Source organism: Gordonibacter massiliensis (ex Traore et al. 2017), assembly GCF_019731765.1.
GTDB classification, from domain to species: domain Bacteria; phylum Actinomycetota; class Coriobacteriia; order Coriobacteriales; family Eggerthellaceae; genus Gordonibacter; species Gordonibacter massiliensis.
The window spans coordinates 23,328-43,819 of record NZ_JAASIO010000001.1; the positions used below are offsets into that span (position 1 = coordinate 23,328).

Here is a 20,492-nt window from a genome sequence, read left to right on the forward strand (position 1 = left end):
CATGAAGCAGGTCGACGCAGCCATCATCGGTTTCGGCAAAGGCGGCAAGACGCTGGCGGGCGCGCTCGCCGGTGCGGGCAAGACGGTGGCGCTGGTGGAGCAGTCGCCGAAGATGTACGGCGGCACCTGCATCAACGTTGCCTGCATTCCCACGAAGTCGCTCGTGCGCTCCGCCGCGCTGTCGGCGGCCCAGGGCGGCACGTTCGACGAGCGCGCCGCGCGCTACGCGGCGGCCATCGACGAGAAAGACCGCGTGACCGACCTGCTGCGCACCAAGAACTACCGCAAGCTGGCCGACCTGCCGAACGTGGAGGTGGTGGACGGCACGGCGTCGTTCGCGGACGCGACGCACCTGCACGTGAGCACGCCCGACGGCGGCACGGAGACCATCGAGGCCGCGCAGGTGTTCGTCAACACGGGGGCCCGCCCGTTCGTGCCGCCCATCCCCGGCGCCGACGGCCCGCGCGTGCACGTGAGCGAGACGCTGCTCGACGTGCGCAAGCTGCCCGGGCGCCTGGTCATCATCGGCGGCGGCTACATCGGCATGGAGTTCGCTTCCATGTACGCGAACTTCGGCTCGCAGGTCACCGTGGTGCAGAACGAGGACGCGTTCCTGCCGCGCGAGGATGCCGAGATCGCGGCCGCCGTGCTTGCCAGCGTGGAGGAGCGCGGCATACGCGTGGTGCGCGGGGCAAACGTGCTGCGCATCGAGGACGAGGCGGAGCACGCCGTCGTGGCGATCGAGGTCGCCGGCGCGGAAGAGCGCCTGCCCGCCGACGCCGTGCTCGTGGCCACCGGCCGCCGCCCCAACGTGGCCGGTCTCAACCTCGAGGCGGCCGGCGTGGAGCTCACCGAGCGCGGTGCCGTGCGCGTCGACGAGCACCTGCGCACCACCGCGCCGAACATCTGGGCGATGGGCGACGTGGCGGGCGGGCTGCAGTTCACCTACATCTCGCTCGACGACTTCCGCATCGTGAAGGCCGACGTGCTGGGCGACGGCGCGCGCACCACCGAGAACCGCGGCGCGGTGCCGTACAGCGTGTTCATCGACCCGCCCCTCTCCCGCGCCGGCATGACCGAGCGAGAGGCGCTCGATGCCGGCTTCAACGTGAAGGTGGCGAAGCTGCCAGCGGCCGCCATCCCCAAGGCGCAACTGCTGCAGAAACCAACGGGTCTGCTGAAGGCCGTTATCGACGTCGACACCGACCGCATCTTGGGTGTGCATCTGTTCTGCGAGGAGTCGTACGAGATGGTGAACACGGTGAAGATCGCCATGGATGCCGGGCTTCCCTACCAAACCCTGCGCGATGCCGTGTACACGCACCCCACCATGAGCGAGGCGTTCAACGATCTGTTCGCCGTGATCGCATAACGCGGACGGGCGCGTTGCCCAGCCGTCGGCCAAGCTTGCCGCGATGCTATCGCGGCTGGACGGCGCGCCCCGATTCCCCTTCCGTCTTGGAAGCTTCCGCTTGACATGTCCCGCCAAGAGATTTACTGTTACCGTTGTAAACTGTAATTGTATTGGATACATTTAATCTCTTCTCGCATGGATCGCTTGAAGGGGCGGATGGGAGGACGGCATGGCAAACGAGGAAGGGTCGGTCAAGGTGGTCATCACGGCCGACGACCAACGGGCGCTCGATTCGGACGCGTACCATTTGATCTCGTCCGAGGCCGCCGAAGACCTTATCGACCAGGGCGGCGTGACCGTCTTGGATGTGCGCTCGCCCCAGGAGTACGCCGACGGGCACCTGCGCGAATCGCTGAACATTCGCTACGACAGCCTCGACCCGCTGCCCGCCGAGCTCGAAGGCCTCGACCGGGACGCTCCCGTGCTCGCCTACTGCCGCACCGGCAACCGCGCCCGGAAATCCTGCGCGCAGCTCATCAACAACGGCTTCACCAACGTGTACAACATGGACAAGGGCATTCTCGACTGGGCCGGCGTGACGGTGGCTTGGTAAAGGGGCACATCCGCCGAAGAACGGTCGCCCGATGCCCGATGTCAAGCCGTTCAACAACATTTTAACCGTATTGACATGGGATTACTCTCCAACGACGATAACAACGCCAACTATTGCTCAAGGAGAGGAGCCGACCCATGGCCGTCGAAGCGTACTGCATGAAGTGCAAGGAAAAGAAAACCATGAAGGACCCCGTCGCGGGCACGACGAAGAACGGCAAGCCCATCACGAAGGGCACGTGCCCGGTATGCGGCAGCACCATCTGCCGCATCGGCAGCATGAAGTAGCGGCCGGCCTCAACCGGCACGCTCGCGCTTCGCGCGGGCCAAACGCAAGCATTCATTCAAAGCAAGGGGAGCCTTTAGCATGGAAGTTACACCAATGAAGAAGTACGCCGCGGAGGCGTTCGGCACGTTCGTGCTCACGCTGTTCGGTTGCGGCAGCGCCGCCGTGGCGGGCGCGACGCTGGGCACGCTGGGCATCGCCATGGCGTTCGGCCTGTCTATCATCGCCATGGCGTTCGTCATCGGCAACGTGTCGGGGTGTCACATCAACCCGGCCGTGTCGTTCGGCCTGTTTTTGGACAAGCGCCTGTCGGGCAAGGATCTGATCGGCTACTGGATCGCCCAGTTCATCGGCGGCATCGTGGCAGCGGCCGCGTTGGCGCTCATCATCAGCATGTGCGATCTGGGCGGCGTGCTGGCCACCGGCCTGGGCTGCGACGGCTACGAGGCCGCGTCGGCCGTGGGCATCTCGCTCGCGGGCGCCCTTATCGTCGAGGTCGTGCTCACCTGCATCTTCGTGCTCAGCGTGCTGGGCTCGACGGCCGACGAGCGCACGGCGCCCTACGCCGGCATCATCATCGGCCTCACGCTGGCGTTCGTGCACATCATGGGCATTCCGCTGACGGGCACGTCCGTGAACCCGGCGCGCAGCTTCGGCCCGGCCCTCATGATGGCCTTCAACGGCGATATGACCGCGTTGTCTCAGGTGTGGGTGTTCATCGTTGCCCCGCTCGCGGGCGCCGCGCTGGCCGCGCTCGTGTGGATGGGCCTGAAGCAGAAGGCCAAGAAGTAGCCTTTGGGCGAACGCCCTGCGGAAAGCGGCCCCTTCGGCATATGCGCGGAAGGGGCCGCTTTTGTTTGGCGCGAACCGGTGCCCCGCAGAGCAGCGCCGGCCGCGCGCTACTTCAAGAAGGGAAGCCCACCGCTCAAGCGCAGCTTCTCCACCACGGAGTACGTCGCGGCGCCGTGGCCTTTCAAGCAGACGATGCAGATGGGCACGGCCATGGCGTCCTTCGAAGCCATAAGCCGCACCGTCAGCAGCGGGCTCGTGCGCCCGAGAGCGGGAATGCCCGTAGTGAAGATGAGGCCGCCCTCGCTTAGGAACTTCATGACGCCGTCCAACGAAAGCTCGACGAAGTTCAGACGCGCCTCTCGCTTGCGATAGTTTTCGACGATGGTGTCGTTGGCGCGATCGAACCAGCTCGAACGCGCTATCGGGTACGGGGCGAGGTCGTCCAAAGCGACCACGTCTTTGGCCGTAAGCGGATGGCGAGAGCCCATCATGACGCCGGCGGGAACGGTGCCGATAGGAAAGCAGTCAATGTCGGCATGGTTGAAGGCCCCCACGGTGACCAACGCGTCGAACGTGCCGTCGACCAGCCCCTGGTACCCCGCCTCTCCCGTGGCAAGATCGCAAGTGACATCGATCCCAAGCTGGCTCTTCATGAACGCCACGGTGTTTTCGCGCACCAGCTCGTTTCCGGGAAATGCCGGCGTATTCAACGCGAGCCGCAACCGACTGAGCACGCCTCCGCACTCGCCGTACGCGGCAGCGAACGATTCGAGCTCCATGAACCCCGTGATCACGCCTTGGGCCTTCTCGTAGAACGCTTGGCCGAACGGCGTGGCGCGCACGCCACGGCTGCCGCGTACCAAAAGGCTTTGCCCCAGCTCGCGCTCAAGGTCGGCGATGGCCTTCGAAACCGCCTGCACGGTGACGTACAGCTCTTTGGCGGCCGATGACAAGCTGCCGCGTTCTACGGTCTTCGACAGGTATACGATTTGCTTTATATTCAACGACGCACCTTACAGAGCCAGAAAAGTAAGCACAGCAACTGGCTATTGTACAAGGCCTTGCATACCGTTCACCGGTCATACGATCCATTCAAATATATTTTTAGGTATCTGCAATATTAAACTTGACAGAAACGAAGGCACCTGAACCAATCAAGCCTACTTCGTCGAAGCGGTGGGCGCGCCGCCGCCCAGAACCACCAGCTCTCCCGCCAGCCAGCGTTCGAACGCAAGGTACGAAGATGTTTTGCGGTCTTTCAAGCTCACCAGGCAGATGGGCACGGCCACGGCGTCGCCGGACGCAATGGGCCTTATCACCGTCCCGGGGTACATCTCGCCCAACGCTGGGATGTACACCATGAGGCAAACGCCGTTTTCGACCATGATATGGCGATCGAAATCGTGCGGGTCGAGCGTGATGAAGCTCATGTCCGTCTTGCGCTTGCGGTACACGGTGACGATGGACTCGTTGAAATTGTCGAACTCCGACGACAGGGAAACAGGATAGTCCGCCAAATCGGCAAGGCTCACGGAATCCCGACCCGCCAAGGGGTGGTTTTTCGCCATGACCACGCCGGGGGAAACCGTGCCCACCGACACGCAATCGACGGCGGCGTTCGAGAACGCCCCGATGGTGATGAGCGCGTCGTAGCCTCCCGCGCGCAGCTTCGCGATGCCCTCGGTTCCGGTGTCCAAAGCGACGCTCACGTCGACGCCCAGGCCGCGCTTCGCGAACAGGGCGATGCTCGCACGCGCCTGCGCGTTTCCGTAAAACGCCGGCGAGCACAGGGCGAGGTGCAAGGCGCTTGCCGTCTCGTGCTCCCGATACTCTTTGGCAAAAGCCTCGAGCTCGCTGAAGCCCTTCAGAACCAGTGCGGCTTTCTGGTAAAACGCCTTGCCGAACGGCGTGGGGTGCACGCCGCGGCTCTCACGCACGAACAAGCTGTGCCCCAGCTCCCGCTCGAGGTCGGCGATGGCCTTCGAAACCGCCTGCACGGTGACGAACCGCTCCTTCGCCGCCGCAGACAAGCTGCCAAGTTCGACAACCGACGCAAAATATCGGATCTGCTTGATATTCAATGGCTTCGCTTTCAAACCGCACCTCATGACATCTTCGTTAGAATTCTACTGCGCCGCTCTCGGCCCGCCCGCCCGACGGGACCCATTCAACTTCTTTTGAAACCCTTTTGTTACTCTTCTTCCGCACAGGGTAGCGGTACAACGACACCAGATCCCTATCAGCGGCACATTGTCGCCGGTCATCGGCCTACTTCCACATGAGGAAACATCGAACTGCCACCGCCGGGCCAAGCTTGAAACGACCCTCGGGCCGCTTGGAAGGTTTGTGGCGAACCGCGCGCCGGCACGGCGGGTTCCCCTCGAAGCGATACCATGAGGCCAACCGCTGAGCGAACGAAGGGATCGCATGGGCCTCCTCAAGCAGAACGACTACGCCGACGTGCGCAGCGTGGGCATCCCCCGGGCGCTGCTGTACCATCGATACGGCACGCTGTGGGAGGCGTTTTTCCACGAGCTGGGACGCGAGGTGGTGCTCAGCCGCGAAACGGACCGTGCGCTCGTGGACGAAGGAAGCGCCCTGTCCGTGGACGAATGCTGCCTGGCTTCGAAAGCCTATCTGGGCCACGCCGCCAGCCTGGTGGGCGCCTGCGACGCGCTGTTCGTTCCCAGCATGGGGAACATGGGTCACCATCTGGGGTTCTGCACGAAGTTCCAAGCGCTGCCCGATTTGGTGGAGAACACGCTGCGCGACCGCAACGTGCGCGTGGCGTCGTGCTTGGTGGACGTGACCGAGGAGCATATGCCGATGCGCGAAGCGTTCCTCGATCTGGCGAGCCGCTTCGGAGCGAATCCTCGCGAGGCGAAGCGCGCCTGGAAGACGGCTTTCCACGAGCAGGAGCGCGCCGATCGGGCGGCGACGGGCGCGCAAGAGCGGCTGCTGGCGTCGCTCGGCTCCCTGCAAGGCAGCGAACGGCCCTTGGCCATCCTGCTGGTGGCGCACCCCTATCTGGCGCACGACCCCTATCTGGGCGGCAGCGTGACGGACCCCCTCGAACGCATGGGGGCCACGGTGCTCTACGCCGACGAGGCCGACCGCGAGCGCGCGCTCAAGGCCAGCTTCGACTTCTCGGCCACGATGCCGTGGGTGGTGAACCGCGAGCTCGTCGGCGCCATCATGCTTTTGCACGAGCACATCGACGGCATCGTGCTGGTGAGCGCGTTCCCCTGCGGGCCCGACTCCATGACCGACGACGCCATCATGCGCTGCATCCAGGGCAAGCCCATCTTGAACCTCACCATCGACGCGCAGAGCGGTACGGCCGGCCTGGAAACGCGCATCGAGAGCTTCGTGGACATCCTGCGCTACCAGAAGAAGGGAGGCTACGTGCATGACCGGCACTGACGAAACCGCTTCGGAACGCGGCGGCTCCACTCCGATCGAACGGGGCCGCGCGTGCGACGGTGCGGCGCCCTCCGGAGAAGGCGAGCGCGGGATCGGCACGGACGTCGAGAACCTGCTCGGCCGCGCCGACGGATCGGACGACACGCTGCGCGCCCGCATCGCCCTGCAGATGGAACGCAAGCGCCCGCCGCGCCTCGTGCTGCCGCGCCCGCGCCCGAAGCGCGACCGGCACGCCCGCACGCGCGTGGCCTTCCTGCGCTACAGCTACTACGACATCGTGTTCAAGTTCTTCGTGGAGCACGTGCTGGACGCCGACTACCTGCCCCTGCCCGAGCCCACGAAGCGCACGGTGGAGCTGGGCAGCCGCAACTCGAGCGATTCGGTGTGCGCCCCGTTCAAGCACATACTGGGAGACTATCTGGAGGCGCTGGAGCTGGGGGCCGACGTGCTCGTGCAGTTCGCCGGCCCCTGCCGCCTGGGCTACTACGGCGAGCTGCAGGAATCCATCCTGCGCGACTTAGGCTACGAGTTCGAGATGCTGAACTTCGCCACCGTCACGGGCAAGCCGCTCACGGAGTACATCGAGGTGTGCAAGAAGAAGGTGAACCCGAACCTGTCCGTGCCGCACGGCGTGCGCGGCATGCTGATAGCGTTTCAGATGATCGAGTACCTTGACGAGGCGCAGGACTACTACTTGGCGCACGCCGGCTTCGAGGCCGAGCGCGGCTCGTTCGACCGCGCGCTGGCCGCCTACCACGCCGACCTGCGCACCGTGGCGAACGAGCGCGACCTGGCCGAGGCGCACAAACGCGGCATGGCCGCGCTGCGGGCTCTCGAGGTGCGCGTGCCCGTCCGGCCGCTGCGCGTGGGCGTGGTGGGCGAGTACTTCACCGCGGCCGACCCGCGCTCGAACCTGGGGTTGGAGCGCAAGCTGCTGGATATGGGCGTGGAGGTGCACCGGATGCTGAACATGACGAACCGCAACCTGCGCTACCACGAGAAGAACCTGCGGGCGGGCATCTCCGACTACGTGCGCTACGACATGGGCCCCACGTCGAGCATGACCATCGCCGCCACGCTCAAGTACGCGCAGGAGGGCTTCGACGGCGTGGTGCACCTGAAGTCGTCGGGCTGCACGCCGGAAGTGGACTGCATCCCCGTGTTACAGCAGGTCAGCCGCGACACGGGTATGCCCATTCTATATTTGAGCTACGACTCGCAGACCAGCGACACGGGTCTGGACACCCGACTCGAAGCGTTCTACGACATGCTGGCCATGAAGAAGGAGAGAACGGCATCATGACGGACGCCTACCTGGGCATCGACATCGGCTCCATTTCCACGAAGGGCGTCGTCGTGGACGCCGACCGCACCATCGTGGCGCGGTCGTATTTGTGGACGGAGGGCAACCCGGCGGACGCGGCTCGGCGCGTGGTGGCCGACCTGGCGATGCAGATCGACCGCGACGCCGTGCGGGTGCGCGCCGTGGGCACCACCGGCAGCGCGCGGCGCCTCGTGGGCGCCATGCTGGGCGCGGCCGTGGTGAAGAACGAGATCACTGCGCACGCCGTGGGCACGACGTACCTGCACCCGGATGTGCGCACCATCTTGGAGATTGGCGGGCAGGACTCGAAGATCATCTGCGTGGAGGGCGGCATAGCCGTGGACTACGCCATGAACACGCTGTGCGCGGCCGGCACGGGCGCGTTCCTGTCCAGCCAAGCGCACCGCCTGGGCGTGGAGGTGGAGGAGTTCGGCCCCATCGCGCTCACGTCGAAGCGGCCGGCGAACATCGCCGCGCGCTGCACCGTGTTCGCCGAGAGCGACCTGGTGCACAAGATACAGGTGGGCTACGCGCGCGAGGATATCATCGCCGGGCTTTGCCGCGCCGTGGCGTCGAACTACCTGAACAACGTAGGCAAGGGCAAGAAGATAACCGCCCCGGTGGTTTTCCAAGGCGGCGTGAGCAAGAACGTGGGCGTGGTGCGCGCGTTCGAGGACATGCTGGGCATGGAGGTGCTCGTGGATCCCGACGGCCACCTCATGGGCGCTTTCGGCGTGGCGCTCTTGGCCGCCGAGGCGAGCGCGGGCGCGAGACGCGGCGCGGGGGCGGCCGGGGAAAGCGACGGCGGCGAAGGAGACGGCGAGCCTTTCCGCGACGGCGCGTTCGACTTCGACGCCGTCGGGGATTTCGCGTTCAAGACGCGCGAGATCGAGTGCTCCAAGTGCGCGAACCACTGCGAGATCATCTGCGTCTACCGCGACGACGCGCTCATCGACTCCTGGGGCAACCGCTGCGACCAGGGAGCCGTGAAGGCGGGGCGATAGACCCGCGCGCGGGCTGACCCGAACACCCTTCGAAGCGCCCGCTCGCGCACGGCGCGAAAACCGCCCATCCGGGCTGGCTTCGCGGGCGGGTCGCCGCCCGCACGGGTTGGCGCAGGGGCAGGTCGCCACCTGCACGAGTGGCCGCGGGGCGGGTCGCCGTCCGGGTTGCACGCGGGCGTCGCTGCCTAGGTTGTCCGCAGGGCGTCACCGTCCGCCGGGTTCCCCTTTCAGACACAGCACGGAATGCATCGCGCGCGAAGCAAGTGCAAAGTTAACCTTGGTTTCGGAGCAAAAATCACGGTAGGGTACCGCAGCGGCTCCTGCACCCCGGAGGAGCGATTGCGTTTCCCCTGATCGCGTTTTCTTGCTTTCCCACGACAGGCGCGAAGAGCCCTTCAAGAGGCACTTTGCAGCCGAAAAGCGGTACCCAACCGTGATTTTTGACCCGAAAACGGCCTTCTTCGCGCGCCGGCCCCGCGCTTTCTCGCCGCGGAACCTGCGGCCGGGCTTTTTCCGCACCGCGTCTAGCTCAACCAGTGCACGCGGTCTTCCTCGTAGCGGTCCTTGCCCTTCGCGACCGGCTCGACCTCGGGGCGGCCGAGCGCGATGACGGCGAACGGCTTGAGGCCCGCCGGGGCGCCCACGATCTCGGACACGGCCGCCATGCGGTCGGGCTCGGGCGCGATCCCCATCCACACGGCGCCGAGCCCCAGATCGACGGCTTCCAGCAGGATGTTCTCCACGCAGGCGCTCATATCCTGCACGGCTATCTCGGGGAAGCGCAGGCCCTCCGTGCGCATGCACGGCACGATGGCGCACGCCGCGCCGGCGGCCGGCTTCGCGTAGGGGCTCGCCTCCGACAGCAGCTGCAGCGTGGCCCGATCGCGCGCCACGTAGAACTCCCACGGCTGCTGGTTGCCGCCCGAGGGCGCCGCCATGCCCGCGCGCAGCAGCTTGCGCACCTCGTCATCGGTCATCGGATCGTCCGTGAACTTCCGCACGCTCGCCCGCTTGAAAATCGCGTCCACCATGTTGTGCCTCCTTCTTTCGAGCAACTGTATGGGTCAATGATATCGTGCGTCGAGCTCGCCGTCGGATTTCGTTTTCCAAAATCAACAGAGGCTCGAGCCGCGGCGCCCTAGCGCGCTTTCCGTCTTTCGGCGCGCGGCGGCGCGATGCGATTGCCGGCAATGCCCGCCACCGGCGCTTGCACAGCCGGTCGCCGTCGTTCGACGATACCGGCCCCGCACTCGGATGTTCCCAGCCGTTAGGCGAAAGAACGCCTCCCGACGGTGCGCTTCGCTCCGAATCGCATGAATCTTGCGATGCGGCGCGGAGCTTCCTTCGGGATACTGCGTGGAGCAACCAAAGGAAAGGAACCGGCATGCTCGTGGAATTCAAAGGGATGTTCCCCGACGTTGAGAAGGCGGCGTTCATTGCGCCGAACGCGGCCGTCTGCGGCGACGTGATGATGGACGAAGGGAGCTCGGTGTGGTTCGGCGCCTCGATTCGCGGCGAGGTGGCGCCCATCCGCATCGGCAAGAACAGCAACGTGCAGGACAACGCCATGCTGCACAGCGACTATGACTGTCCCGTCACGCTGGGCGACCGCGTGTCGGTGGGCCACAACGCCGTCGTACACGGCGCCACTATCGAAGACGACGTGACCGTGGGCATGCACGCGACTGTGATGAACGGGTGCGTGATCGGCCGCGGCTCGATGATCGCGGCCGGCGCGCTGGTGAAGGAGCGTTCCGTGATCCCGCCGTGCTCGCTCGTGGTGGGCGTGCCCGGCAAGGTAATCCGCGCGCTCGACGCCGAGACGGTCGCGCGCAACATCGAGCACTCCCAAGAAGCCTACATCGCTGATGCGCGAGAATACGCGCAGGCCCGTGTGGTGCGGTAACGGCGGGACAGCGGTTGCGCGAAGCGCGAAGAACCATTCGGATAGATCGTTGGGGCGCTCTCCGAGCGCCCGTTCGCGCGAAGCGCGAAAACTATCGCCCAAGTTGGCGTAGTAAGTCAGCGAGAGGGGCCGGGGTGCGTCGGATTCGCGGGATCGCGCAGGTGCCGCGTACAACGGGTACGCAAGCCTGCGGGATCGCACGAAGGCGGCGTGCCCCGGCCCCTCGCAGCGTCGGCAGGTTCCGCGGGCCGGAGGCCCGCGGAACCAACCTACATCAGCTTCGCCACGTTCTGGGCGAAGGCGACCGGGTCGTCGATGGGCATGCCCTCGACCAGCAGCGCCTGGTTGTACAGCAGGTCGGCGTACAGGCGCACTTTGTCGGTGTCACCGGCTTCGTGGGCGGCTTTCAGCGTGTCGAACACGGGGTGCTTGGCGTTCAGCTCCAACACGCGCTGCGACTTCACGCCGTCGGGGCCTTCGGGGCCCTTCGACAGCACGCGCTCCATCTCCAGCGACACGGGGCCCTCGGTGGTGACGCAGGCGGGTGCGTCGGTAAGGCGCGCGGACACGGCCACCTTGGTCACCTGCTCGCCCAGCGCGTCCTTCAGGGCCTTGAACAGGTCCTCGTTCTCCTTCGTGGCCTCCTCGGCCTCCTTCTTCTCGTCCTCGGTGGCGAAGTCGAGGTCGCCCGATGCCACGTTCTTGAGCTCCTTGGCGCCCTCGCCGTCCTCGTTCGCGCCGTAGTCGCGCATGGCGGTGAAGCAGAACTCGTCAACGTCCTGCGTGCACAGCAGCACGTCGTAGCCCTTGCCCAGCACCGTCTTCACGATGGGCATCTTGTTCAGGCGCTCGACCGAATCGCCGGCGGCATAGTAGATGGCGGGCTGGTCAGCGGGCATGCCCTCCACGTACTCGGCCAGCGTCACGAGCTTGTCCTGCTTGGCGGAGTAGTACAGCAGCAGGTCGGCCAGCGTGTCCTTCTGCGCGCCGTAGCTGGCGTAGATGCCGTATTTCAGGCCGCGGCCGAAGTTCTCGAAGAACGCCTCGTAACCCTCGCGGTCGTTGTCGCGCATATCCTCCAGGTCGGACGTGATCTTCTTCTCGATCTTCTTGGCGATGGCGCGCAGCTGGCTGTTGTGCTGCAGCGTCTCGCGGGAGATGTTCAGCTGCAGGTCCTGGCTGTCCACCACGCCGCGCACGAAGTTGTAGTAGTCAGGCAGCAGCTCTTCGCACTTCTCCATGATGAGCACGTTGGAGCTGTAGAGCGCCAGGCCCTTCTGGTAATCCTTGCTGTACAGGTCGAACGGCGCGCGGCTCGGCACGAACAGCAGCGCGTCGTAGGACAGCGCGCCTTCGGCGTGCACGGAGATGGTGCGGGCCGGGTCGGCGAAGTCGTGGAAGTCGGTCTTGTAGAACTCGTCGTACTCCTCCTGGCCCACCTCGGACTTGCGACGCTTCCAAATGGGGATCATGGAGTTCACGGTGTCGAGCTCGGTGTAGTTCTCGAACTGCGGCACGTAGTCGTCGCCGGCGTCCTCGGGTTTCGGCAGCTCGCGCGACTTCGTCACCTCCATGCGAATAGGGTAACGCACGTAGTTGCTGTAGCGCTTCACCAGGTCCTTCAGGCCGTATTCGGACAGGTAGGTGTCGTAGTTGTCGTCGTCGGTGTTGTCCTTGAGCGTGATGATGACGTCGGTGCCGTGCTCGGCGCGCTCGGCCGGCTCGATGGTGTAGCCTTCCACGCCGTCGCTCTCCCACGCCCACGCCTCATCGCTGCCGTAGGCCTTCGACACCACGCGCACGCTCTTGCCCACCATGAACGAGGAGTAGAAGCCCACGCCGAACTGGCCGATGATGTCCACGTCGTCGCCCTGCACCTCGTCGTTCTCCATCTTGAACGCCATGGAGTCCGAGTGCGCGATGGTGCCCAGGTTGCGATCGAGCTCGTCCTTCGTCATGCCGATGCCGCTGTCCGACACGGTGACGGTGCGGGCGTCCTTGTCGAAGCTCACCTGGATGGCCAGCTCGTCCTTCGAAAGCTGGATGGACTTGTCGGTGAGGCTCTTGAAGTAGAGCTTGTCCACCGCGTCCGACGCGTTCGAGATGAGCTCGCGCAGGAATATCTCGCGGTTCGTGTAGATGGAGTTGATCATGAGGTCGAGCAGCTTCTTGCTCTCTGTTTTGAACTTGCGCATGGTGGCGTGCCTCTCCTTCGTCTGGAACAGTTGCTTCCACGGCAAGACCGCCGGACGGGCCGCCCCCGACGCGCGCTGCGCATCGACCTGTCTTAGCAGTCTAAGCCTTCGAGTGCTAAAACGAGATTGTAGTACGATGGCGGACTATGTCAAGAAACGCCATGCGAAAATGCGCCGAAGCTCACACGATCTCAGCAGTTGCGCGCACCCCGGTTGCACGCGAGCAACCACTGGCTGCCGGTGGCGCCGGCGTGGGGGCAGCCGATGCAGGAGGGTTCCTCGCAGGTCTCGGCGGAGGGCGGGGCGTCGGTCGCCGCAGCAGGCGACGTGGCGGCTTCGACGATGCTCTCGGCCAGCACCGTGGAAGCTCCGGAGGCGCGTTCGGCCTCCATCGCGCGCAGCACCAGCGCGGCGAACTGGCGCATGCCGCGCGCCGTGGGGTGCGTGCCCTCCAGGCCCTCGTAGTCGCGGCCGAGCGCGCCCACGTCGGCCACGCGGCAACCTTGGCGAGCGGCGGCGTTGCGGATGGCGGCGTTGTAGGCGTCGAGATGCACGCCGCGCAGGCGGTACGCGAACGTGGAGCCGTCGCGGCCGACCACGCGGCCCGGGCACAGGGTGCAGCACCAGATTTCGGCGCAGGGATAGGCGGCGCGCATCCGCGCGAGCATGGCCTCGTAGGCGGCTCCGAACCGCTCGGCCGCGTCGGCAGGCGCCAAACCGGGTTCGCGTTCCTCGCCCAGCGCGACAGCGTCCAGACACACGGGCAGCGCGTTGCCCCGGCCGGCCGCTTGGGCGTCCGCCCCACCCCATCCGTAATCGTTGATGCCGATGAACACGAGGATGACATCGGGGGTCTGCCCGTCGCGCGCGAGCGCCGCGATGCGCTCGGCGCTGTTGCCGGCCGGAAAGCCCGCGCCCTCCACCATGCTGCCCGAGTACGACCCGTTCGCCAGAAGCTCGCCGTCCAGCGCACCCACCACCTGCGCCCACCACGTGTCCTGCGGCGCGAGCACGCCGGTCGCCTCCAGCCGTTCGCTTTCGTAGAACACGCGGAAGCCCTCCGGATTGCACCCCTCGAACGTGCTGATGGAATCCCCCAGAATCGAGAACAGCCGCTTTTCCGTCATCGCTTGCCCTTCGTCGCCTCGTCGTATCCGGCCGCGCACGGCAGCGCGCGGCAGTTCGGCGACCATGATACTAGAAGCGCCTTGTTTCAGGTCATGCAACAACCCGAAACAAGGCGAAATGCAATTTCGCCCAAAAAGATGCCCGACCTCTTTTAAAGCACGGAGGAAGCGCCGGGAGCGTTTCGGAAACGGGACCGCAAGGAGGCTCGACCGCCGACGGGTTGGCGTCTGTTTGTCCGCCGTTAAACCAGCATTGACATTATGCAAGCCGGCGCGTCGTCGTCCTGAGCGAGCGGAGCGTTCGACGGTCCGGGGCTGTCGAGGCCCCGGGCACGCGGAGCGGGCGCGGGGAGGCCCCGCGAAGCAGGGACGGAGGATCCCCGTGCGGTGCCAACCGAAAGCGCTTGCTGCTGGCGCCGCGCGGGGTCCCTCGACTGCGGCGGCTCGCGCCGCCTCCGCTCGGGATGACAACCTGGGTGGGCGCATGTCGATGGCGGTTTAACAGCGGATTCTAGGCCGTCGACGCAAAAATCACCGACGCCCCCGTTTCCGAAGCGCCTGCGGAAAGATCATGCTGCTTTCAGCATCTTGCGACCTGCGGAAACATGCTCAACGCGCGAAGGCGGACGCCCCCGAGAGCTTTTGAGCGGGGGGCGTCGGTGATTTTTGCACCAAACGCAGGATTCTCCATGCTAAACCGCCGTTGACATTACGCGAGCCGGCGCGTCGTCGTCCTGAGCGAGCGGAGCGTTCGACGGTCCGGCGGGCTGTCGAGGCCCCGGGCGCGCAGAGCGGGCGCGGGGAGGCCCCGCGAAGCGGGGGCGGAGGATCCTGTGCGGCGACAGCTGCGACGGCCTGGTTGGCACCGCACGGGATCCTTCGACTCCGCGCTACGCGCTCCGCTCAGGATCACAGAGGGGGCGCGGTACTGCGCTCGGAGCGAAGGGCGCAGCGCCGCGCTTGGGACGACGGGCGGGGCGCAGGGCGCACTAGGAGCGGCAGGCGGAGGCGCAGCTGGTTACGCGAATCCCAACCACACGGCGAACTTCGGCACGTAGCCCATCACGAATATGACCAGGATCAGCGCCGGGATGCCGAATTTCAGCCACAGACGCGACCAGGCGGGGAAGCGCGCGCCCGTGCCCGTGTCGGCCTCGGCCAGGAAGTTGTCCCAGCCCCAGCCGCCCTTCGTCACGCAGAACAGCACGTAGAACAGGCTGCCCAGCGGCAGCAGGTTGTTCGACACGATGAAGTCCTCGATGGACTGGATGTCGCCGATGGCCGGAATCTGCACGCCCGCCAGCACGTTGAACCCGAGGGCGCACGGCAGGCTGAGCACCGTCACGATAACGGCCGTGCGCGCGACCGCCGTCTTGCGCGTCCAGCCCCACTTGTCCATGGACCAGCTGATGAGGTTCTCGAACACCGCGATGATGGTGGACAGCGCCGCGAAGCTCATGAACACGAAGAACAGCGCGCCCCACAGCTGGCCCATCGGCATCTGGTTGAACACGCTGGGCAGCGTGACGAACACGAGCCCCGGGCCGCTGTCCGGCTCCACCGCAAACGCGAAGCACGCCGGGAAGATGATGAGGCCCGCCACCAGGGCCACCGCCGTGTCCAATCCGCAGATGCGCAGCGCCTCACCCGTGAGCGAGCGCTCCTTGCCGATGTAGCTGCCGAATATCTCCATGGCCGAGATGCCCAGCGACAGCGTGAAGAACGCCTGGCCCATGGCCGCGTACACGGCGTCGCCGAACGTGGCCCACTGCTCGGCGGACGTCGCGCCCGCGAACAGCTTGCCGAAGTCGGGCACGAGGTAGAACTTGAGGCCCTCCAGGCCGCCCGGCAGCGTGACCGCGCGCACCACGAGCACCGCCATGATGCCCAAGAGGCACACCATCATCACCTTCGTGACGCGCTCGACGCCCTTCTGCAGCCCCAGGCTGCACACGAGAAAGCCCAGCACGATGACCACGAGCATCCAGCCCACCAGCTCGGTGGGGTTCGCCAGCATGTCGTTGAACACGGCACCCACGCCCGCGCTGTCCAGGCCGTTGAACGCGCCCGTGCCCATCTTCACCACGAACGACAGCATCCAGCCGCCCACCGTGGTGTAGAACATCATGAGCACCATGCACCCGATGTAGCCCCACCACGAGAACCAGTGCCATTTGCCCGACGGCTGCAGCTTGTCGAACGCCGCCGCCGAGCTCTTCTGGCTGGCGCGGCCCACGGCGAACTCCATCACCATGACCGGCAGGCCCAGGATGACGAGGAATACGAGGTACATAAGCACGAACGCCGCGCCGCCGTACTCGCCCGTGATGTAGGGGAAGCGCCACACGTTGCCCAGCCCGATGGCGCAGCCCGCCGATATCAGGATGAACCCCAGACGCGACCCGAACCGCTCCCGCTTGGCCTCGGCCATGCCACACCCCTCCGAAAAAGTCTTGTACGATATTGCCCCATTGGCAAAACGTTGCAATTGTACCCTAACAAGTCGGAGAAATGCGAAGCGTTGCGCGTTCTTGCGCGCTCGCCGCACAGACCCTATGATGTGCCTCAAGTCGGGCTTAATCGAAGGGGCGCGCCCATGAAAGAATACGAGTACGTAAGCGTCGACTACAAGATGATGGAAGTATTCATGCTCGGACGCGGCATCTCGGAGCATCGCGAGATCATCGACGACTACGCGGCGCGCGGCTACCGCTACGTCGACTCCATCATCACCGAGGTCGACAACGCCGCACACATTCGAAAGATCGACCTCGTTTTCGAAAAGGACGCCTAGCCGCGAACTCGCCCTACTCCTCGCCGCAGCTCAGGCGCCTTCGACCAACTCCTCCTCCACGAGGGCGAGCAGCTCTTCCTGGGAATGGATGCCCATCTTCTTGTAGATGCGGTAGATGTGGCTTTTGACGGTGGGGACGGAAAGGTACATGCGCTCCGCGATGGCCCGGGCCGTAAGGCCGTCCACCAGATGGCCAAGCACCTCCCGCTCGCGCGAGGAGATGCCGTAGCGCGCCTCGAGGTCCGCCAGGCCCTTCTCGTCGAAACCGGCGCCCTCCTCCTCGGCCTGTTTGAACGACGTGATGTCGCTCGGCACCAGCGAGAGGTAGGGCGACGCCGCGAGCCTCGAATAGTAGGCGTTCAGCTTCGCGATGAGGCTCTTGATGTACGGGCTGTCCAAGACCTCCTTCTTGGCCGCGAACCCGACTTCCAGGTAATACGGCTCCTTCATCTGCACCGCCACCGTGGCGTCGTCGCTCGAGTCCACCAGCTTGTGGAAGGCCGGAACGAACGTGATGGCCTCGTCGTTGGCTACGACGCGGAACCGAAAGGCGCTGTCGCTCGTAACCATGTAGATGGCGTTCTTCCCGAACACCTTCTCGGCCACGCGCTTGATGTCGCCGTCGGACGAGACGATGGGGCGCGATAGGATGTCGGCGCGGCTGAGCGCCCGCTTCGTGGCCAATTCCGACTTCTTGGACACGAGCACCTGGTCGTAGGAGATGAGGTACGGCTGGTATTCGAAGCCGTTCGACTGCAGCTTCTCGACAAGCGCCGCATTCCGCTCGTCGTCGGGGCTGAACAGGCAGAGCAGGCCGAGGGCGACGCAATCGTCCCCCTCGGCCTGCTCCAGAAGGTTGTCGACCACTTCCGCGTTGTCGCACTGGAAGTAGCGCGCGTTCGCGAATATCTGGTCGAAGCTGTCTATCAGCGGGTTGAACAGCGCCACGTCAAACGCGACGTTGTTCAGGTACACCAGAACGGTTTTCTCGGAAATGCCCGATTCGCTGGAGCGGATGTCGGCCACCCGGTCGATCATGCGCTGCTGGATGCGCAGCAGCTCCTTCGCGTCGTCGAGCAGGGCCTCGCCGTACGTGCTCAGAACCACCTTGCCCTGCGTCCGCTTGAACAGCTGGCACCCCAAGCTCGATTCGAGCGCGGACAGCGAGCGGCTCATACCCTGGGGCGTGATGAAATCCTCGTTCGACGCCGCGGCTATCGACCCGAGCTTCGCCACATCGACAAAGTACTTCAGGTAGTTCGTCTGCATTGCCTCACCGCCCTCGTCGCGCGCGGTCGCCGCGTTCGCACGAGCGCCAGCCGCGATCACCGGGCCGTGCCGCCAAGCTCAACCTGCGGCACGGCCGCGAAATCCAGATGCCTTTTCACCATGATAGCATGCTCGCGCGCGGCGCCTCGAGTCTGTGAACTTACGCCAATCCGAGCGCCCCGGCGATGAGCGGCGTGATGGAAACCGATATCACCACCATCACCAGGCTGGGGGCCCAACCCGTCTTCACCATGTCGCCGAACGAGAAGTACTTCCGGTTGCTCGAGTACGACAGCAGCGGCACGCCGTCCAGCGGAAGCATGAGGGCGATGGCCGACCACCACGCCACCATGACGCACGTGGCGGCGATGCTGCCGCCCATGCTCGCGATGATGCTCGCGAACGGCACCGCAATCAAGCCGGCGCACGCAGGACCGGCGGGTATGACGTTGTGCAGCAGGCAGGCGATAACGGAGAGCGCGATCATGGTCGCGAGGAGCGGCCAGGCGGTCATCGGCGCCATGACCACGTCGACGAGCCATTGCGTCGCGCCCGTGCCCATAAGCGCGGCCACCAACACGTTCACGGCCATCATGAGCAGCATCATGCCCCACGGGCTGTCTTCCAGGAAATCGTTGAACTGGATGGCATCGACGCCCGGGAAGAACATGAAGCCCAGCGCGATGAGGCTGACCACGGTGATGTCGATAAAGGGGATCCACGAGCTGAGAATCCACACGACCATGGTGACGAGCATGACCGCCAGGCCAGCTATCTCGTGGCGGGGGATCTTGCCGAGCGACTGGGCGCGCGCGATGCCGGAATCCACGGCGCTCTGGGTCAGCGGCTCGGGCTTGAATATCTTGATCAGCGCGAACCAGCCAGCGGGGATGGTGATGAGCGCCATGGGGAAGCCCATAGCGAACCACTGGACGAAGCTGATGGAAACGCCGAAGTTCTGCTCGATGAGCGTCATGGCCAGCACGTTGATAATGCAGCCGGAGGGCGTCATGGCGCCGCCGATGGCGGCTGCCCACGGGATGCCGATGGCTATGCACTTGGCGAACGCCGACTTCCCGCCCGTGGGGGTATCGTTGGCGTCGAGCACCGTGTAGGCGATGGGCAGCATGACGGCGCACAGCGGCAGGTTGTCCATAAGCGTGGAGATGAGCGCCGTGCCCACCATGAAGCCCAGGAGCACGCGCGGCGAGCTCGTGCCCGCCCACGACAATATCTTCCCCGTCAGGCGCACGGCCAGCGTCGACCGCGCGATGAAGCAGGCGAACGCGAAGCAGCACAGGTAGAAGATGATGGCGTTGTTGATGGAGGCGGTCCAGGCGCTGGCCGCGTCCATGATGCCGAGCAGGGGTATGAGGCCGACCATCGCCCAACCGGTTATGGCGATGGGCATGACCTCGGTCACCCAGAACAGGATGGCAACCACGAAGATGACCAACGACATCTTGCCGCCGAACGTCAGGCCCTCGGGGTTCGGCGCGAAGGCGACGGCCGCGAGGGCGGCGATGCCGGCCAGGATGATGACGAAGCGGATGAGAGGTGATTTCTTGCTCATGCTACAACTCCTTTATCGCGGCTGGTCGACGAGCACGTCGTCGAGCACGACGTCGGCGTGCGTGCAATCTGCCTCGAGCTCGATCGGCGCGAAGCCGTCCGCCTCGATGCGCACCCGGTAGTGCCGCTTGCCGCATTCGTCGTATTGAAAATCGCCGAACTCGTCGGTCTCGAGACTCGCCACGCACGAGCCGTCGTCGTCGAAGATGCCCACGCGGGCGCCGATGACGACCTCGTTCTCACCGCGGTTCGCCACCGTGCCGGCGATCCAGCGCTTCGGACGGTTCAGGTAGTACACGTGCGAACCCGCGCCTTCCAGCTCCTCGGCAACCGAGGCCGCGTCGAGTTCGTCCGCGAAGTCCTCCAAGTCGCCGTAGCGCAGGGCGCCCGTCGCGCACACGTCCACGCAGCGCGGCTCGCTCCAACCGTTGTCCATCAGGTGGGTGCACCCCGTGCACTTCTGGGGAACGTCCAGGGCCTCGTTCCAGTAGACCATTCCCAGGGGGCAGGCCTCGGCGATCTGCCGCTGCCCCTGCGCCTTCGCGGGATCGATGATCACCACGCCGTCCTCGCGGCGGTAGACCGCGCCGCCCTCGGCCGCCTTCATGCAGGCCGCGTCGTCGCACATGCCACAGAACGTGGGCGTGTAGGCCACGCGCACCACCGGCACGCGGCCGCGCTCTTTCTGCTCGACCTTGCACCAGAACTGACCGGTGGTCGGTTGCGGCAGCGCGTACGGGCTCCAGTCGTTGTCGCAATGCTCGTCTTTGCAGGCCAACTGGCAGTTGAAGCAGCCGTTGCACCTGTCCAAATCAACTACGAGGGCTTTCATGT

Annotated in this window: 18 protein-coding genes; 9 read left to right on the top strand and 9 right to left on the bottom strand. The window is 65.4% G+C overall.

Annotated elements, in window-relative coordinates; genetic code table 11:
* Window position 1: 1 nt before the first annotated feature.
* The 4 genes from HCH03_RS00090 to HCH03_RS00105 all read left to right on the top strand — a co-directional run bounded on the left by HCH03_RS00090 (window position 2) and on the right by HCH03_RS00105 (window position 3,044).
* Window positions 2-1,372, top strand: coding sequence for an FAD-dependent oxidoreductase (locus HCH03_RS00090; RefSeq protein ID WP_221687890.1), 1,371 nt, complete (start codon window positions 2-4; stop codon window positions 1,370-1,372).
* Window positions 1,373-1,583: 211 nt separating this feature from the next.
* Window positions 1,584-1,967 carry a rhodanese-like domain-containing protein gene (locus tag HCH03_RS00095; RefSeq protein ID WP_185903868.1) on the top strand — a complete coding sequence of 128 codons (384 nt, stop codon included), beginning with the start codon at window positions 1,584-1,586 and terminating at the stop codon, window positions 1,965-1,967.
* Between the two features lie 137 nt (window positions 1,968-2,104).
* Window positions 2,105-2,254, top strand: a complete 150-nt coding sequence (locus HCH03_RS00100) for a DUF5679 domain-containing protein (RefSeq protein ID WP_185903869.1) — start codon at window positions 2,105-2,107, stop codon at window positions 2,252-2,254.
* Between the two features lie 79 nt (window positions 2,255-2,333).
* Window positions 2,334-3,044: an aquaporin gene (locus HCH03_RS00105; protein WP_246599402.1), complete on the top strand. Its 711-nt coding sequence runs from the start codon at window positions 2,334-2,336 to the stop codon at window positions 3,042-3,044.
* A gap of 107 nt (window positions 3,045-3,151) precedes the next feature.
* On the opposite strand, the gene HCH03_RS00110 is transcribed toward HCH03_RS00105, so the two are convergent.
* Window positions 3,152-4,048, bottom strand: a complete 897-nt coding sequence (locus HCH03_RS00110) for a LysR family transcriptional regulator (RefSeq protein WP_221687891.1) — start codon at window positions 4,046-4,048, stop codon at window positions 3,152-3,154.
* A 156-nt stretch (window positions 4,049-4,204) separates the two neighbouring features.
* Window positions 4,205-5,125, bottom strand: a complete 921-nt coding sequence (locus HCH03_RS00115) for a LysR family transcriptional regulator (protein ID WP_221687892.1) — start codon at window positions 5,123-5,125, stop codon at window positions 4,205-4,207.
* A 346-nt stretch (window positions 5,126-5,471) separates the two neighbouring features.
* Here HCH03_RS00115 and HCH03_RS00120 point away from each other — a divergent pair, with 346 nt between their 5' ends.
* From HCH03_RS00120 to HCH03_RS00130, 3 genes are read left to right on the top strand one after another with little or no spacing between them, the layout of a single operon-like run.
* The gene (locus tag HCH03_RS00120) at window positions 5,472-6,467 is read left to right on the top strand and encodes an acyl-CoA dehydratase activase-related protein (protein WP_221687893.1); all 996 of its coding nucleotides are present in this window, start codon (window positions 5,472-5,474) and stop codon (window positions 6,465-6,467) included.
* A complete protein-coding gene (locus HCH03_RS00125; protein WP_246599403.1) occupies window positions 6,454-7,770 on the top strand; it encodes a hypothetical protein in 1,317 nt (438 codons plus the stop codon). The genes HCH03_RS00120 and HCH03_RS00125 overlap by 14 nt, the downstream gene beginning before the upstream one ends.
* Entirely contained in the window at window positions 7,767-8,795 is a 1,029-nt protein-coding gene (locus tag HCH03_RS00130; RefSeq protein WP_221687894.1) for an acyl-CoA dehydratase activase, read from the top strand. The genes HCH03_RS00125 and HCH03_RS00130 overlap by 4 nt, the downstream gene beginning before the upstream one ends.
* Before the next feature lie 524 nt (window positions 8,796-9,319).
* Here the strand turns inward: HCH03_RS00130 and HCH03_RS00135 are convergent.
* A complete protein-coding gene (locus HCH03_RS00135) occupies window positions 9,320-9,826 on the bottom strand; it encodes a nitroreductase family protein (RefSeq protein WP_221687895.1) in 507 nt (168 codons plus the stop codon).
* Window positions 9,827-10,179: 353 nt separating this feature from the next.
* Here HCH03_RS00135 and HCH03_RS00140 point away from each other — a divergent pair, with 353 nt between their 5' ends.
* Window positions 10,180-10,701 carry a gamma carbonic anhydrase family protein gene (locus HCH03_RS00140; protein ID WP_221687896.1) on the top strand — a complete coding sequence of 174 codons (522 nt, stop codon included), beginning with the start codon at window positions 10,180-10,182 and terminating at the stop codon, window positions 10,699-10,701.
* A gap of 269 nt (window positions 10,702-10,970) precedes the next feature.
* Here HCH03_RS00140 and htpG read toward each other — a convergent pair whose 3' ends face one another.
* From htpG to HCH03_RS00155, 3 genes are all read right to left on the bottom strand, one after another.
* A complete protein-coding gene (htpG, locus tag HCH03_RS00145) occupies window positions 10,971-12,896 on the bottom strand; it encodes a molecular chaperone HtpG (protein WP_221687897.1) in 1,926 nt (641 codons plus the stop codon).
* 191 nt (window positions 12,897-13,087) lie between these two features.
* The gene (locus HCH03_RS00150; protein WP_221687898.1) at window positions 13,088-14,023 is read right to left on the bottom strand and encodes an SGNH/GDSL hydrolase family protein; all 936 of its coding nucleotides are present in this window, start codon (window positions 14,021-14,023) and stop codon (window positions 13,088-13,090) included.
* A gap of 1,018 nt (window positions 14,024-15,041) precedes the next feature.
* Window positions 15,042-16,454, bottom strand: coding sequence for a sodium-dependent transporter (locus tag HCH03_RS00155; protein ID WP_221687899.1), 1,413 nt, complete (start codon window positions 16,452-16,454; stop codon window positions 15,042-15,044).
* A gap of 165 nt (window positions 16,455-16,619) precedes the next feature.
* On the opposite strand from HCH03_RS00155, the gene HCH03_RS00160 reads away from it, so the two are divergent.
* On the top strand, window positions 16,620-16,817 hold the full coding sequence (locus tag HCH03_RS00160; protein WP_185903880.1) for a DUF4177 domain-containing protein: 198 nt from the start codon (window positions 16,620-16,622) through the stop codon (window positions 16,815-16,817).
* Between the two features lie 30 nt (window positions 16,818-16,847).
* Here the strand turns inward: HCH03_RS00160 and HCH03_RS00165 are convergent, their stop codons facing one another.
* From HCH03_RS00165 to HCH03_RS00175, 3 genes are all read right to left on the bottom strand, one after another.
* A complete protein-coding gene (locus HCH03_RS00165) occupies window positions 16,848-18,086 on the bottom strand; it encodes a LuxR C-terminal-related transcriptional regulator (protein WP_221687900.1) in 1,239 nt (412 codons plus the stop codon).
* A gap of 160 nt (window positions 18,087-18,246) precedes the next feature.
* Window positions 18,247-19,659: an SLC13 family permease gene (locus HCH03_RS00170; protein ID WP_221687901.1), complete on the bottom strand. Its 1,413-nt coding sequence runs from the start codon at window positions 19,657-19,659 to the stop codon at window positions 18,247-18,249.
* Between the two features lie 12 nt (window positions 19,660-19,671).
* Window positions 19,672-20,490: a 4Fe-4S dicluster domain-containing protein gene (locus HCH03_RS00175; RefSeq protein ID WP_221687902.1), complete on the bottom strand. Its 819-nt coding sequence runs from the start codon at window positions 20,488-20,490 to the stop codon at window positions 19,672-19,674.
* Between the last annotated feature and the right edge of the window lie 2 nt (window positions 20,491-20,492).

What these genes read in the sequence shown, in the direction of transcription:
- HCH03_RS00090 (WP_221687890.1), top strand. Translation starts at nt 2, where the DNA reads ATGAAGCAGGTCGACGCAGCCATCATCGGTTTCGGCAAAGGCGGCAAG.
- HCH03_RS00095 (WP_185903868.1), top strand. Translation starts at nt 1,584, where the DNA reads ATGGCAAACGAGGAAGGGTCGGTCAAGGTGGTCATCACGGCCGACGAC.
- HCH03_RS00100 (WP_185903869.1), top strand. Translation starts at nt 2,105, where the DNA reads ATGGCCGTCGAAGCGTACTGCATGAAGTGCAAGGAAAAGAAAACCATG.
- HCH03_RS00105 (WP_246599402.1), top strand. Translation starts at nt 2,334, where the DNA reads ATGGAAGTTACACCAATGAAGAAGTACGCCGCGGAGGCGTTCGGCACG.
- HCH03_RS00120 (WP_221687893.1), top strand. Translation starts at nt 5,472, where the DNA reads ATGGGCCTCCTCAAGCAGAACGACTACGCCGACGTGCGCAGCGTGGGC.
- HCH03_RS00125 (WP_246599403.1), top strand. Translation starts at nt 6,454, where the DNA reads ATGACCGGCACTGACGAAACCGCTTCGGAACGCGGCGGCTCCACTCCG.
- HCH03_RS00130 (WP_221687894.1), top strand. Translation starts at nt 7,767, where the DNA reads ATGACGGACGCCTACCTGGGCATCGACATCGGCTCCATTTCCACGAAG.
- HCH03_RS00135 (WP_221687895.1), bottom strand. Translation starts at nt 9,826, where the DNA reads ATGGTGGACGCGATTTTCAAGCGGGCGAGCGTGCGGAAGTTCACGGAC.
- HCH03_RS00140 (WP_221687896.1), top strand. Translation starts at nt 10,180, where the DNA reads ATGCTCGTGGAATTCAAAGGGATGTTCCCCGACGTTGAGAAGGCGGCG.
- htpG (WP_221687897.1), bottom strand. Translation starts at nt 12,896, where the DNA reads ATGCGCAAGTTCAAAACAGAGAGCAAGAAGCTGCTCGACCTCATGATC.
- HCH03_RS00150 (WP_221687898.1), bottom strand. Translation starts at nt 14,023, where the DNA reads ATGACGGAAAAGCGGCTGTTCTCGATTCTGGGGGATTCCATCAGCACG.
- HCH03_RS00155 (WP_221687899.1), bottom strand. Translation starts at nt 16,454, where the DNA reads ATGGCCGAGGCCAAGCGGGAGCGGTTCGGGTCGCGTCTGGGGTTCATC.
- HCH03_RS00160 (WP_185903880.1), top strand. Translation starts at nt 16,620, where the DNA reads ATGAAAGAATACGAGTACGTAAGCGTCGACTACAAGATGATGGAAGTA.
- HCH03_RS00165 (WP_221687900.1), bottom strand. Translation starts at nt 18,086, where the DNA reads ATGCAGACGAACTACCTGAAGTACTTTGTCGATGTGGCGAAGCTCGGG.
- HCH03_RS00170 (WP_221687901.1), bottom strand. Translation starts at nt 19,659, where the DNA reads ATGAGCAAGAAATCACCTCTCATCCGCTTCGTCATCATCCTGGCCGGC.
- HCH03_RS00175 (WP_221687902.1), bottom strand. Translation starts at nt 20,490, where the DNA reads ATGAAAGCCCTCGTAGTTGATTTGGACAGGTGCAACGGCTGCTTCAAC.